The 13132-nt window shown below is 71.6% G+C and carries 11 protein-coding genes; 7 read left to right on the top strand and 4 right to left on the bottom strand.

Annotation, left to right across the window (positions count from 1 at the left end):
- The first annotated feature begins 105 nt into the window (after positions 1–105).
- The 7 genes from ACSDQ9_RS13045 to ACSDQ9_RS13015 are packed head-to-tail and all read left to right on the top strand — an operon-like array spanning position 106 to position 8831.
- Complete coding sequence (locus tag ACSDQ9_RS13045; protein ID WP_435147698.1) at positions 106–708, top strand: CDP-archaeol synthase; 603 nt, start codon at positions 106–108, stop codon at positions 706–708.
- The gene (locus tag ACSDQ9_RS13040; protein WP_435147696.1) at positions 705–3113 is read left to right on the top strand and encodes a PEP/pyruvate-binding domain-containing protein; all 2409 of its coding nucleotides are present in this window, start codon (positions 705–707) and stop codon (positions 3111–3113) included. Before ACSDQ9_RS13045 ends, ACSDQ9_RS13040 begins: the two co-directional genes overlap by 4 nt.
- Positions 3110–3748 (top strand): CDP-alcohol phosphatidyltransferase family protein, encoded by a 639-nt coding sequence (locus ACSDQ9_RS13035; protein ID WP_435147694.1) that lies wholly within the window; start codon positions 3110–3112, stop codon positions 3746–3748. The genes ACSDQ9_RS13040 and ACSDQ9_RS13035 overlap by 4 nt, the downstream gene beginning before the upstream one ends.
- A complete protein-coding gene (locus ACSDQ9_RS13030) occupies positions 3745–4614 on the top strand; it encodes a phosphatidylserine decarboxylase (protein ID WP_435147692.1) in 870 nt (289 codons plus the stop codon). The genes ACSDQ9_RS13035 and ACSDQ9_RS13030 overlap by 4 nt, the downstream gene beginning before the upstream one ends.
- A complete protein-coding gene (locus ACSDQ9_RS13025; RefSeq protein WP_435147691.1) occupies positions 4607–5542 on the top strand; it encodes a UbiA prenyltransferase family protein in 936 nt (311 codons plus the stop codon). The genes ACSDQ9_RS13030 and ACSDQ9_RS13025 overlap by 8 nt, the downstream gene beginning before the upstream one ends.
- On the top strand, positions 5542–7740 hold the full coding sequence (locus tag ACSDQ9_RS13020) for a PEP-utilizing enzyme (RefSeq protein WP_435147689.1): 2199 nt from the start codon (positions 5542–5544) through the stop codon (positions 7738–7740). The genes ACSDQ9_RS13025 and ACSDQ9_RS13020 overlap by 1 nt, the downstream gene beginning before the upstream one ends.
- Positions 7737–8831, top strand: a complete 1095-nt coding sequence (locus ACSDQ9_RS13015; protein ID WP_435147687.1) for a hypothetical protein — start codon at positions 7737–7739, stop codon at positions 8829–8831. The genes ACSDQ9_RS13020 and ACSDQ9_RS13015 overlap by 4 nt, the downstream gene beginning before the upstream one ends.
- A 7-nt stretch (positions 8832–8838) precedes the next feature.
- Here ACSDQ9_RS13015 and ACSDQ9_RS13010 read toward each other — a convergent pair whose 3' ends face one another.
- From ACSDQ9_RS13010 to ACSDQ9_RS12995, 4 genes are read right to left on the bottom strand one after another with little or no spacing between them, the layout of a single operon-like run.
- On the bottom strand, positions 8839–9864 hold the full coding sequence (locus tag ACSDQ9_RS13010; protein WP_435147685.1) for a lactonase family protein: 1026 nt from the start codon (positions 9862–9864) through the stop codon (positions 8839–8841).
- 9 nt (positions 9865–9873) lie between these two features.
- Positions 9874–11181 (bottom strand): hypothetical protein, encoded by a 1308-nt coding sequence (locus ACSDQ9_RS13005; RefSeq protein ID WP_435147683.1) that lies wholly within the window; start codon positions 11179–11181, stop codon positions 9874–9876.
- A gap of 10 nt (positions 11182–11191) precedes the next feature.
- Positions 11192–12628, bottom strand: coding sequence for a DNA polymerase IV (locus ACSDQ9_RS13000; RefSeq protein ID WP_435147681.1), 1437 nt, complete (start codon positions 12626–12628; stop codon positions 11192–11194).
- Between the two features lies 1 nt (position 12629).
- Entirely contained in the window at positions 12630–13124 is a 495-nt protein-coding gene (locus ACSDQ9_RS12995; RefSeq protein WP_435147882.1) for a GNAT family N-acetyltransferase, read from the bottom strand.
- Between the last annotated feature and the right edge of the window lie 8 nt (positions 13125–13132).

Raw genomic sequence — 13132 nt, 5'->3', positions numbered from 1 at the left:
CGAGAAGTTGCCACCAGCTGGCCACATCTCGCAGGGCGGCGCCGAAACGGATCGGTGCGCCCGGCTGACCTGCCCGCGACACGAGCACCCGGCAGACTGGCACCCATGCTCACCGCGCTGGCCCAGATCTACGCCTCCCTGACCCCCGCGATCCTCGCGGCCGTGGTCAACATGGTCTGGGTGCGCAATCCGTGGCTGCGCCGGCTGGGCCCCATCGACGGTGGCGCCACCCTGCCCGACGGCCGCCGCCTGTTCGGTGACAACAAGACCTGGAACGGTCTGATCGGGGTCACCGTGCTCGGCATCCTCGCCGGCCTGTTGTGGGGCTGGATCGGCCACCTCGGCCCCGGACCCGCCAACGCCATCGGCCGACACAACCTGTTCCTGCTCGACCACGCTCCCACGGCCGGCTGGACGGCCCTCACCGGTGGACTCCTGGGCCTGGCCTACGGCCTGTTCGAGTTGCCGAACTCGTTCCTCAAGCGGCGGCTCGACATTCGTCCCGGCCACACTGCCGACACACGGCACTCGTGGCTGTTCGTGGTGCTCGACCAGATCGACTCCGTGGTGGGCTGCGCGATCGTGCTCGCCCTGCTCGCGCCGGTCTCGGTGGCCCTCTTTGTCGGCATCATCGTGGTGGGCGGGGTGACGCACCTGCTGCTCAACCTCGTCCTGTATGCCGTCAAGCTCCGGAAGCACCCGCTGTGACCTCCTCCGTCGTCTGGTTGGACGATCCCCACCCCGATCCCGCCGTGCTCGGCCGCAAGGCCGCCACCCTCGCCGACCTCCGCACCGCCGGATTCTCGGTGCCCGACGGGTTCGTGGTTCCCGTCGATGCCCACCCCGATCCCGACGAGTTGCGCCGCCTGGGCCGCCGCCTCGGCGACCGGCTGGCGGTGCGCTCGTCCGCCGTGAACGAAGATCTCGAGGGGTTGTCGTTCGCCGGGCAGTACGAGACCGAGCTGGGCGTCACCCCGGACGACCTGCCGGCCGCCCTCGCGCGGGTGCGGGCCTCGTCCACCTCGCCGGCCGCCCTGGCCTACCTCGACGACCACGGCCTGCCGGCCGATGGCGGCTTCGCCGTGCTGGTGCAGAGCCTGGTCGACGCCGATGTCGCGGGTGTCGCGTTCACCATCGACCCGCTCAACGGCCACGACACCCGCATCGTCGCCGAACTGGTGGCGGGTCTGGGCGACAAGCTGGTGGACGGGCAGGTGCGCGCCGAACGGTTCGTCCACGACTGGTGGTGGAGCCAGACCCACGAGCGCTCGTCGCTGCTCAGCCCCGCCGAGGAACGCGCGCTCGTCCGGTTGGCCCTCGACGTGCAGACCCACCACGGGCACCCCTGCGACCTCGAGTTCGCCTTCGCCGACGGCCAGCTGCACCTGCTGCAGGCACGTCCGATCACGACGCTGCACCATGCCGAGATCGTCGACCAGTGGACGAACGCCGACTTCAAGGACGGCGGGGTCTCCTCGGGGCCGTGCTCCCCCATGATGTGGAGCCTCTACCGCATGATCTGGGAGGACTGGCTGAGCACGTTCCTGCTTGACTCCGCGCTGATCAGCCCGCGCGAACTCGCTCCACCGCGGCGCTTGGGGCGCATGTTCCTGGGCCGCCCGTACTGGAACCTCTCGGTGGTCAAGAAGGCCATGGAAACCGCCCCCGGCTACACCGAACGCCAGTTCGACACCGAGCTCGGGGTGCGCATCACCTACGACGGAGACGGCACCACCACCGGCTACACCCCGGCCGCCCTGGCCCGGGTCGCCCGCGCCGCCTGGCGCCAGCGGCGCATCGTCGCCGAGCATCGCGCCAGCGTGCAGGCCAACCACGACGACCTGCTGCGCAGCGCCGAGGCCCACGCGCGCCGCCTCGACGGGCCGCTCACCCGCGACGAGCTCGCCGACCTGTGGCTCGAGCTGGTCTTCACCGACTACCACCGCAGCGAGGGCACCTACTTCTGGCAGATCTTCATCAACACCATCCACCAGCAACTCGCCAAGGACGCCCTCACCAAGGTCGTCGGCGAGGAGGGCTTCTACCGCCTCATCTCGGGCCTGCCGGTGGTCTCGCACCTGCGCCCGTTCCTCGACGCGTGGCAGGTCAGCCGCGAGATCAGGGCGGACGACGCCAGACTCGCCTGGTGGCGGTCGCTGGCGCGCGAACCCGGCGGCCGGGCCCGCATCGCCGCCGAGCTGCCGCCCGAGGTGGCCCGGCTGCAGGGCGACCACGCCCACCACGCCGTGCGAGAACTCGACATCACCCACCCCGACTTCGACGAGGACACCGAGTCGGTGGTGCAGCTCGTGCTCGACCTGCTCGAGCTCGACGACGAGCACGCCCCCCAGCACGGCCGGGAGCGCCTGCGCCAGACCTACCGCGCCACCCTGGCCGAGGGCGAGCGGCGGCTGGCGGCTCGTCCGGGGTCGGGGCGTCGGGTCGCCGCATTCCGCGAGCGGGTGAGCAGCACCCGCGACATGCTGTGGTGGCGCGAGGAGGCCCGCGACCGGTCGACCCGCTACTACCACCTGATCAGGCGCGCGACCATGGCGCTGGCTCCCCACCTGGTCACCGAAGGTTGGCTGAGGCGCGCCGACGACATCTGGTTCCTCGAGATCGGCTGGCTGCGCGAACTGCTGGCCGGGCGGCTGACCCGCGCCGAGGTGGCCGCCGAGGTGGTCCGGCAGCGCACCTACTTCGACTCGTTCGCGCACTTCACCCCGCCCAACGAGATCGGGCGATCCTTCGACTCCACCGCCACCACCGAGACCGACCCCGAGGGTGCGCTCGTCGGGCTCGGCGCCTCCCCCGGACGGGTCACGGGCACGGCCCGCGTCGTCGGCGGTCTCGACGAGATCGACCGCATTCGCCCCGGCGACATTCTCGTCACCCGGTTCACCGACACCGGCTGGACGTCGAAGTTCGCCCTCGTGCAGGCGGTCGTCACCGAGTACGGCGGGCTGCTCTGCCACGCCTCGATCGTCAGCCGGGAGTACGGCATTCCCTGCGTGGTCGCGCTGCACGACGCCACCGCGTTGATCAGCGACGGTGACACCATCACCGTCGACGGCACCTCGGGCCGGGTCAGCCTGATCGAGGAGGCATCGTGAGCGGCATCGGCTTCGTGGGCAGCCTGCACTGCTCCACCTGGCTCACCCTGGCCGGCGGTGCCGTCGCCGTGGTGGGCATGGTGCTGGCCGTGGGCGGGCACCTGTCGGGAGCGGTGATCGCGCTGGTCATCGCCGGGTTGTGCGATCTCGCGGACGGCCCGATCGCTCGCTCGACGACCCGTTCGCCCGCCCAGCGTGCGCACGGGGTGCAGTTGGACTCGCTGGTCGACGTGGTGTCGTTCCTGGCGCTGCCGGTGGCCATCGCGGCCACCGTCACCGGCCCGTGGGTGGCCGCCGTCGTGGGGGCGCTCTACGTGGCCGCCGGCGTGACCAGGTTGGCGGCGTTCACGGTCTCCCAGGATGCGGACGGCGACGAACCCCCCACGATCTCGACGCCCGTCAGTCACTACCGCGGTCTGCCGGTGACCTACGCCGCCCTCGTGCTGCCCGTGCTGGCGTGGCCGCTGGCCCGGTTCGCGCCCGCGGCTCTCGGCTGGGGGTGGGCGGGGCTGCTGGCGGTGCTCGGGCTGTTGTTCGTGATCGACGTGCCCGTCACCAAACCGCGCGGGGCCGCCTACGCGGTCTTCGGGGTGCTGGCGGTGGCCGTGATCGTGGCCTGGGCCGTGGCCTCGTGACCGACGAGGCGACCCCCACGCTGGTGCGCGATCGCCGCACCGGCCGTCTGCTGCCCGAGCGGCAGTTCGCCGACGCCGGGCTGCGCCTGCTGCACGGCCGCCTGCGGGGGCTGCTGCCGCTGGTCACCCACCCCTGGTTCTCGGAACTGGCCGCGATCCCCCGCCGCCTGCCCGGTTCGCGCCGGGGCATCGACGGTTTCGTCCGGTCGTTCGGCATTGACCTCACAGACTTCGAGCCCCCCGCGGACGGCTGGCGCAGCTTCGCCGAGTTCTTCGTGCGCCGGTTCGCCCCCGGCGCCCGCCCCGTGCCTGCGGACGAGCGCCTGCTGCTCAGCCCCGCCGACGGGAAACTGCGGGTGGCGGCCCTCGACGGGCACCGGCTGCGCGTGAAGAGCCACGAGCTCACCGTCACCGAACTGCTCGGCGACGCCGAGGTGGCGGCCCAGTTCGAGGACGGCACCGCGGTCGTGGTGCGGTTGACGGTGGACGACGCCCACCGCTTCTCGCACCCGGTCTCGGGGCGCGTCGTGCGCGCCGCGACCACGCGCCGGCTGCTGCACACGGTCGGCCCGCTGGGCACGGCTCCCTTCCTGGTCACCAACTCGCGCCGCTGGGTGCTGGTCGACTCTCCGGTCTTCGGGCGGGTCTGCCTCGTGGCGGTCGGCGCCCTGCTGGTCGGGCGCATCGACCTGGCCACGGGCCCACGGGCCGTCCGTGGTGAGGAGGCCGGGCGGTTCGAACTCGGCGGGTCGACCCTGGTGCTGCTGCTGGAGCCCGGGCGGATCAGCCTTGATGCCGACCTGGTCGACAGCCCGGTCGAGACCCGTGTGCTCGCCCACGAACCGATCGGACGTGCCCATGCCTGACCTGCCCGACGTCGCGGCCCGACCCACGTGGTTCGGCCGGATCGCCGACTACCTGGCCGAGATGTACCCACCGGCGTCGCGGCTGTTGATCTCGGCGATTGTGTTCTTCGAGATCTATTTCGTGCTGCTGCTCAACTACGACGTGCGCAACTTCGAGCTGGGCTGGCAGGAGGTCGTCGGCACCGTCACGGTCTTCGGGTTCCTGCTGATGTTGCGCATCGCCGACGACTTGAAGGACACCGAGGTCGACCGCCGGCTGTTCCCCCACCGGGCGGTGCCGTCGGGTCGGGTGCGCCTGTCCGACCTGCGCATTCTGCAAGTGATCAACGTCGTCGTGGTGGTGGCCGCCAACGTCGCCGTGATGAACAATCTCGCCTTCTTCGCCGTGCTCTACGCCTACGGGGCGGCCATGTCGCTGTGGTTCTTCGCGCGGGCCAGGATCCAACCCAATCTGTTCCTGGCCCTGGTCACCCACAACCCGGTGATGATGATCATGAACATCTACGTGATCTCGTTCGGCGTCATCAAGTACGGACTGCAGCCGTTCACCCTGACCACGGTGCTGCTGGCGTGGACGATGTACTTCCCCAGCCTGATCTGGGAGATCGCTCGCAAGATTCGCGCCCCGCAGGAGGAGACCGCTTACGTCACCTACTCGTCGCTGTGGGGTCACCGGAAGGCCGCCTGGTTCGTGCTGGCCATCATCTGGGTCGACGTGCTCACCAACCTGACGCTGGTCTTCGCCGTCTCGCGGTTGGCGATGATCCCGCTGGTACTGAACCTGGCGTGGATCACGTGGACGATCATCCGCTGGCTGCGCGACCCCGGCCGGTTCGCATTCGGCCCCAAGGTCGACCGCTACACCTACGGGGTCGAGGGACTGATGGTGCTGGCTGTCGCGGTCAACCTCTTCCTCGGTCGTTTCTGATGGGGCCGCTTCTGATGGGCGGGAAGGCCGCGGGACTGCGGTTGCTGCGGGCCGCCGGCGAACCGGTGCCCGACTGGGTCGAGATCGCCCCCGGTGAGCCGGTGCCCGAGCTTCCCGCGGTGGGCGAGGGCGGACGATGGGCCGTGCGCTCGTCCGCCGACGACGAGGACGGGCTGGCGACGAAGGCCGGGCACTACCTCACCGAACTCGACGTGCCCACCGACCGGGTGGCCGACGCCGTCGAGCGCGTCCGGGCGAGCGGGGCGACGGCGTCGATGACGGTCGTGGTGCAGCGGATGGTCGACGCCGACCTGTCGGGGGTGGTGTTCTCCGCCGATCCCGCCGGCGTGCTCGACCTGGTGGTGGTCAGCGCCGGTGAGGGGCCCGGGGCGGTCGTGGCCGGGGACCGTCCGACCACGACGGTGACCACGTCGACCGCCGACGGACGCGCCTGGCGACACAGGGAAGTGGGAGGGCCCGACGTGCCGGACGACCTCGTCCGGCAACTGGTGGCGGCCGCCGGACGAGTCGAACGGGCCGCCGGGCACCCCGTCGACCTCGAATGGGCGTGGGCCGACGGCCAGCTGTGGCTGCTGCAGTGCCGACGCATCACCACGCTGCCCGCCGGCCAGACGATCACCCTCGACACCTCGAACATCGTCGAGAACTACCCGGGGCTGGTCCTTCCGCTCACGGCCAGCTTCGTGCCGCTCACCTACCGGTTGGTCTTCACCCGGCTGGCCGAACGACTGGCCGACGACCCGGCCCTCGTCGAGGAGTTCGCTCCCGTGCTGGCGGGCATGGCCGTCGCCAACACGGGGCGCCTGTGGTACCGGCTCGAGAACTGGTACAGCGTGATGGCGCTGATGCCGTTCGCCGACCGCTACACCGCCATCTGGCGACGCTCGCTGGGAGTGCCCGAGGGTGGCAATCGTCCGGCAGTACGGGTGACCGCCCGCCAACGTGCGCGGGTGGTGGTCAACCTCGTGCGCTCCCTGCACCGGACGCCTCGGGAGCTCACCGACCTCTCCCGTCGGGTGCGGGAGACGAGCGCGTGGGCTCGTCCGCTGATCGCCCGGGCCACCAACCTCGCCGACCTGCGGTCGATCTTCGACCGACTCGTCGACGACCTGGTCTCGCACTGGGACCTGACGTTGTTGAACGACGTGCGCGCGTTCGTGCTGCCTTCCGGCGCGGGCACGAACGGCGGCGGCGCGGTCGCCGAGGTCGAGAGCCTACGGCCGGCGCTGGCCTGGTCGGACCTGGCCCGGTCGGCGCCCGACCTGTCGTGGATCACCACGCGGGAGCAGGCGGCCGAGTGGCTGGCCGGGAGCGATGACTTCCGCGACCGGGTGCGGGCCGTGGTCGACGAGTTCGGCGACCGCGGACTGGCCGAACTCAAGCTCGAGTCGCGCACCCCTCGCACCGATTCGTGGTTGGTGGTGCAGGCCCTGACGGCGTTCGGGCAGGGGCGGGTGAGGCCGCCTCGCCCCCGCGGGAGCGGGGGTTGGCTGCAGGCCAAGGCGGACGAGGCCATCCGGTTGCGGGAGTCGTCACGGCTCGACCGGGCCCGGGTGCACGGCCTGGTGCGCGACATCGCCCTGAGGGCGGGGGTGCTGCTGGCCGAGTCGGGAGCGGTGGAGGCACCTGACGACGTGTTCTGGCTGACGATCGACGAGTTGTTCGATCCTCCCGCCGACGCAGCCGCTCGGGTCGCCTCGCGCAAACACGACCAGCACGACTTCGCGGGCCTGCCCGACCTGCGCAGGCTGACCTTCGTCGGCGAACCGTTCGACCTGCACCGGCCGGTGGACCTGCACCGACTGGTGGATCAGGGCGCTCCGCGGCCGTCCGGGGAGGCCACCCTCGCCGGCGAACTGCGCGGCAGCGGTGTCTCGTCGGGCTCCGGTCGCGGTGTCGTCCGGGTGGTGCACGACCCGGCCGACCTGCTCGACGCCGACGTCGACGGTGCGGTGCTGGTCACCGCCACCACCGACCCGGGCTGGATCTACGTGCTGCCTCGGTGCGCGGCCGTCGTGGCCGAGCGGGGGTCGGCGCTGTCGCACACCGCCATCGTCGCCCGCGAGCTCGGGGTGCCGGTCGTGGTCGGGGTCACCGACGCCACCCGCCTGCTGGCCGAAGGCAGCCCGGTCGAGGTCGACGGCAGCCGCGGAATCGTCCGTAGGGTGGAGTCATGATCAGCCTGCACGCGGTCACCTTCGCGAACGTGGACGAGTTCTGCGCGCTGGTGCCGGCGCTGAATCGTCCGGGCACGTGGAGCAACGACCTCGACGTCGAACGGGGGCTGCTGCTGGGGCGCCACGCGCTCAGCGAGGGCGCCACCACGGTGGGGGTGATCGCCCGCCACGGCGACCGTCCGGTGGGCCGGATCGCGGTCACCCTGACCCACCCCACGACGTCGCCGGAGCACGCCGACGAGGCGCACGTCGGCTTCCTGCAGGCCACGGACGAGTCGGTCGCCCTGCGGCTGTTCGACTGGGCGGCCACGGTGGCGGCCGACAGCGGCCGCAGCCGGCTGGTCGGCCCCATCGACGGGTCGTTCTGGAATCGCTACCGCCTCAAGGTCTCGGGCTTCGAGCGCGACCCCTACTTCCTGGAACCGCTCAACCCGCCCGATCACGCCGCCTGGTTCGAGGCGGCCGGAATGTCGGAGTGCGGGCGCTGGACCAGCACCTTCCACGACCCTGTGCCGGCGGCCGATCTCGACCGGCTGTTGCCCCGCCTGCGGGCCCGCCGGGAGCGGTTCGCCGACTGGCAGTTCGTGCACCCCAGGCCCGGCGAGTGGGAGCTCACGCTCGATCGGCTGCACGATCTCTTCCACCGGCTCTACGCCGACATGCCCGGGTATCGTCCGTTGTCACGGCGCGGATTTGGGGTGGCCTTCGATGGGTTGAGGCTGGTGGCCGACCCGAGCATGGTGTGGTTCGCGGTACGCGACGGGGTCACCGAGGGTTTCGAGGTGGCGCTGCCCGACCATGGGCTGGGGCTGCACCCCTCGTCGGGGCCGACGGCGCTGCGGCTGGGGCGCGCGCTGCGCGGACGATTCGCCCCCCGACGGCTGCGGGCCGAGCGGTATGTGTCGGCCTGGACCGGCGTCACCGTTCCCGGGCTCGGGGCGGCGCTGATCATGGAGCTCGCCCAGGAGACCCTGGCCCGTGGGGCGGGGCTGGTGGGGTCGTTGAGCGCGGAACACAACCCGACGGCGATCTACGCCAAGTCGCTGATCACGGCCTGCAACCACTACGCCCTGTTCGCCCGCGACCTGTGAGGCCGCGTCAGACCGCGCGCACCCAGTTGGCGCCGGCGCCGGTCTCGAACCGGCCGAGCTCGACCAGCGAGCCGTCGTCCGCGATCTCAACGAGCGCCACCTCGGTGGCACGTTCGCCGGCGACCACGGCGTGACGGGCATCGTCCAGCACCCAGAACCCACGCGGCTGCGTCGGGGTCGACAGCCTGGCGACGGGTTCACCGAGCGACCCGTCGTCGGCGAGCGGCAGGCTGGCCAGCGTCGAGGTGGTTCGCTCGGTGGCCAGCACGTGACCACCGGCCTGGTGCACGTCGGCTCCCCAGATGAGGTGTTCTTCGAGCGGCGGTGCCCCGAGTCGGCTGTGCGAGAGCCCGGCGTCGGGCGGGAAGAACGCCCGCGCCGAGCTCGGGGTGAGCGCACCCGTGGACTCGTCCACGTCGAAGGTCAGCACCTCGCCCGAGAACTCGGTGACCACGAAGGCGTGGCGTCCATCGGCGGCGAACACCAGGTGCCGCGGGCCCGAGCCGGCCGGGGCCGCCGCCGTCGGCGGATCGAGCGGGGTGAGCTCCCCCGCAGGTGAGAGCTCGTACTGGGCCACGAGATCGGCACCCAGCGAGACCACGTACAGCCGGTCGCCCCGGACGACGACACAGTGGGCCCGGTGCCACTCCACCTGGGCGACGGGGCCGGTGAGCACCCCGGACTCGTCGACGGTCCAGGTCTGCGCGACGTCACCGCCGTACGAGGCGGCGACCAGCACGGAGCCGTCGTGGGCGAGGTCGACGTAGGCCATGGACGCCTCGACGGGGGTCGAGACCGCCTCGTCTCCGACCGTCTGCCGGGTCAGAGTGCCGGTGCCACGATCGAGCCGGAAGGTGTCGATCGAGGGAGACTTGCTGGCGGCGTAGACCAGGTCTCGCGCCTCGTCCACCACGAAGGTGCCGCAGCCCTGCCCGACGGGGCTGGCGGTCAGCGGTTCGAGGGTTCCCCCGGTGAAGCGGAAGCTGGAGACGGTGCCGTCGCCGGCATTGGCCACGAGGACGAGATCACGCATGACGCCAGCCTAGGGCAGCAGGTTCGACCGCAACCGGGTGCTCAGTGCGGCGGCCTGGTTCGGATCGTTGGTGAGGGCCACGAACCCCGCCTGCTCGACCACCGTGACCTGCGGATCGCCGTGGGCCTCATCGAGCAGCGGGCCCACCCAGGAGCGCTGATACGCGTAGGTCACGACCTGCACTCCCCGCTTGGCCAGCGCGAGGCAGACCCCCGCCAACCCCGCATGGGCGGGCCTCGGTTCGATGTCGTCGATCACCCCGCGGGAGTCGTCCGGCACCGACCCGCCCGAGATGACGATCCGGGTCAGCCGCGGTAGGTCGAGCAGGAACGTGCCGTCGTGGCCGTCGAGATCGATGCGCAGCCGCTCGACGGGCAACCCGGCGAGCACGCTCAGGTCGGCCTGACGGGTCACCCCCGTGAGCTCGAGGCTCACCAGGTTCGACAGCGACAGCAGCGGCTCGACCGACGTGAATCCCGGCAGGTCGACGGCCCGCACGCGCAGGTCGGTCAGCGACGTGCAGGCAGCGACCTCGGCGAGGCTGGCCTCCCTGGTCAGGCCGACGTCGAGCGAACCCAACCCCTCGACGGCCTCGATCCCGGCGACGGTGGCGCAGATTCCCAGACCAAGGGTGTGGGGGTTCGGACGAAACACGGCCGCCGCGAACTGGCGGCGGTCGAACGACGACCAGGCCCGGTGGAGTTCGGCCAGCATGGCGTCGGAGTGCCGGTCGCTGGCGTAGCCACGCAGCACCTCGAGGGCGCCGGCTCCGCCGATCTCACCGAGGGCACGGACGGCGGCCAGACGCTCGGCGGCCTTCTGACGGGGGCGCGCCGCGAACTGTTCGGCGCGGGCATCGGGGTGCGCCACGAGCCACCGCTTCACCTCGGAGACCTTGGCGGGCAGGTCCCCCGCGTCTGACTCGACGGGCTGCGGTGCGGCCAGCTCGCGGTGGTGCTTGGTGGTCGCCCGGCGGATGCTCGCCAGCTTGGTGAGGTCGGACTCGCGGGGCTCCACCAGCGCACGGTCGAGCACGGTGTCGTCGGCCCGGGCCGCCACGCTGAGCAGGCCCCACAGATCCTGACCGGGCCACTCCATCATGGACTCGTGCTGGCGCAGCTCGTCGATCACCGCCAGGGCGACTCGTTCGAGGGCGGGGTCGCTCGGCCACTTCGCCACGCCGCGAATGGTGTTGGGCAGGTTCGAGAAGGTGTCCAGCCTGTCCCGCAGCCGGGTGGCCTCGCGGTCACCCAGGTGAGCGGTCAGGGCATCGAGCACGGGGTCGAGGGAGTCGGGGGGGTCGAGGGAGCCGGCCATGGCGTTCACCCTACTCAGCCGGGGGTGCTGGGGACTCGTCCGCAGGTTCGGGCGGCTCCCAGGCCATCGGCAGCAGGTCAACGGCGCGGGTCAGCTGCGGGTCGTCGTCGAGGAAACTGCGCACCGGGCCGTGGGGGGTCAGGCGGGTCTCGAACCTGACGGTCACCCGCCCCAGACCTGTCCCCCAGACCCAGCCTCGTCCGAGTTCGTCGTGCTCGACCTCGACCCCGGGCATGAAACCGCGGTCGCGCCGTCGTCCGAACGGCCCACCCCTGTGCTGGTCGACAGAGCGCTCGTCGGCCTGCCCGTCGCCACCAGACCCATCAGCTGCAGACCCCGTGACCGAGCTCGTCACCACCCCGGAATCGTCCGACTCGACCTCGAACAACTCTTCCTGGGCGGCGCCCACGAAGCCCGAGACCCCGATGCCGAGCAGCCGCACCCCCTCGCGCAGATCGAGCCCTGCGAGCAGGTCGCGGCCGGCGCGCGCCACCCGCTCGACGGAATCGGTGCCTCCGATGAACGAGCGAGACCGGGTGTGGGTGGTGAAGTCGGCGAAGCGCACCTTGATGGTCACGGTGCGCGCGAAGAAGCCGTGCCGGCGCAGCCTGGCGACGACCACCTCGGCGTCCCGGTCGAGGATGGTCTCGAGCTCGCCGCGGTCGACCAGATCGGTCTCGAAGGTGTCCTCGACCGAGATCGACTTGGTTTCCCGTTCACTCTCGACGGGCCGGTCGTCGCGGGCGAACGCGAACCCGTGCAGGCCGGCCGCCCACGAGGCCCCCAGTTCCCGCGTCAGTTCGGTCAGCGACGCCCGCTGCACGTCGGCGACGGTGTGGATGCCCAGCCGGTGCAGTTTCTCCTCACTGACGGGCCCGACCCCGGGAATGGCGCGCACCGGCAGCGGCGCGATCGTCGCCACCTCGGTTCCCGGACGAACCACGTGCAGGCCGTCGGGCTTGCCCAACTCGCTGGCCACCTTGGCCATGAACTTGCTCGAACCGATGCCCACCGACGCGGTCAGCCCCTCGGTGCGTTCGACCACCTGGGCGCGCAGCCGTTCCGCCAGCACCTGCAGCCCCTCGACCGACGAGCAGTCGACGTCGCCGGCCGCGAGATCGACGAAGGCCTCGTCGAGACTGAGCGCCTCGACCCGCGGCGAGTACTCCCGCAGCAGTGCCATCACGATGCGGCTCGACTGCTGATAGGCGGCGAACCTGGAGCTGAGGAAGGCCGCGTACGGCGCCCGCCGTCTGGCCTCGCCGCCGGCCATCGCCGAGCGCACCCCGAACGCGCGCGCCTCGTACGAGGCCGTGGCCACCACCCCGCGCGCCCCGACCCCACCCACCACCACGGGCTTGCCCCGCAGCGACGGCTTGTCGCGCTGCTCGACCGAGGCGAAGAACGCGTCCAGGTCGAGATGCAGCACCGAGGCGGTGGCGCGCACCTCAGACCAGGTCGCCGACGACGCCCTGGTAGACGGTCTGCTCCTGGCCGGCCTCGTTCTGGGTCGACCCGTGGGGGGTCAGGCCCAGGCTCTCGACCACCCGGATCGCCTCGGCGTTCTCGTTGCGCATCACCGCACGCACCCGCGCCTGGGCGTCGATACGCGCCAGCTGGGCGACGGCCGCCTGCACCAGTTCGGGGGTGAAACCGTTCCCGGTCTTCGCCGGCACCAGCCGGTAGTAGAGCTTCCAGACCGAGTCGCCGTTGGGCAGCCGAATGGCGCGCATGCCACCGGCACCGACCAGGTCACCGGTCTCCCGTTCGCGGGCCAACCAGTAGCCGAGCCCGTGGTTCAGCCAGCTCACCAGGTACTCGCCCAGTTCGTCCTCGGCCTCCTCGATCGTCGAGATCGGCCCGTCGGGGGCGAACGGGAACGCCTCCGGGTCGGAGTGCAGGGCCAGCCAGTCGTCCACGTCGGCCATCGTGGCCGGGCGCAGGTCGAGGC

This window comes from Aestuariimicrobium soli (genome assembly GCF_051192575.1).
GTDB classification, from domain to species: Bacteria; Actinomycetota; Actinomycetes; order Propionibacteriales; family Propionibacteriaceae; genus Aestuariimicrobium; species Aestuariimicrobium soli.
The sequence above is the reverse complement of the archived record's forward strand: the minus strand, read 5'-3'. Positions and strand labels throughout refer to the sequence as shown.

What these genes read in the sequence shown, in the direction of transcription:
- ACSDQ9_RS13025 (WP_435147691.1), top strand. Translation starts at nt 4,607, where the DNA reads ATGCCTGACCTGCCCGACGTCGCGGCCCGACCCACGTGGTTCGGCCGG.
- ACSDQ9_RS13010 (WP_435147685.1), bottom strand. Translation starts at nt 9,864, where the DNA reads ATGCGTGATCTCGTCCTCGTGGCCAATGCCGGCGACGGCACCGTCTCC.
- ACSDQ9_RS13045 (WP_435147698.1), top strand. Translation starts at nt 106, where the DNA reads ATGCTCACCGCGCTGGCCCAGATCTACGCCTCCCTGACCCCCGCGATC.
- ACSDQ9_RS13020 (WP_435147689.1), top strand. Translation starts at nt 5,542, where the DNA reads ATGGGGCCGCTTCTGATGGGCGGGAAGGCCGCGGGACTGCGGTTGCTG.
- ACSDQ9_RS13015 (WP_435147687.1), top strand. Translation starts at nt 7,737, where the DNA reads ATGATCAGCCTGCACGCGGTCACCTTCGCGAACGTGGACGAGTTCTGC.
- ACSDQ9_RS13005 (WP_435147683.1), bottom strand. Translation starts at nt 11,181, where the DNA reads ATGGCCGGCTCCCTCGACCCCCCCGACTCCCTCGACCCCGTGCTCGAT.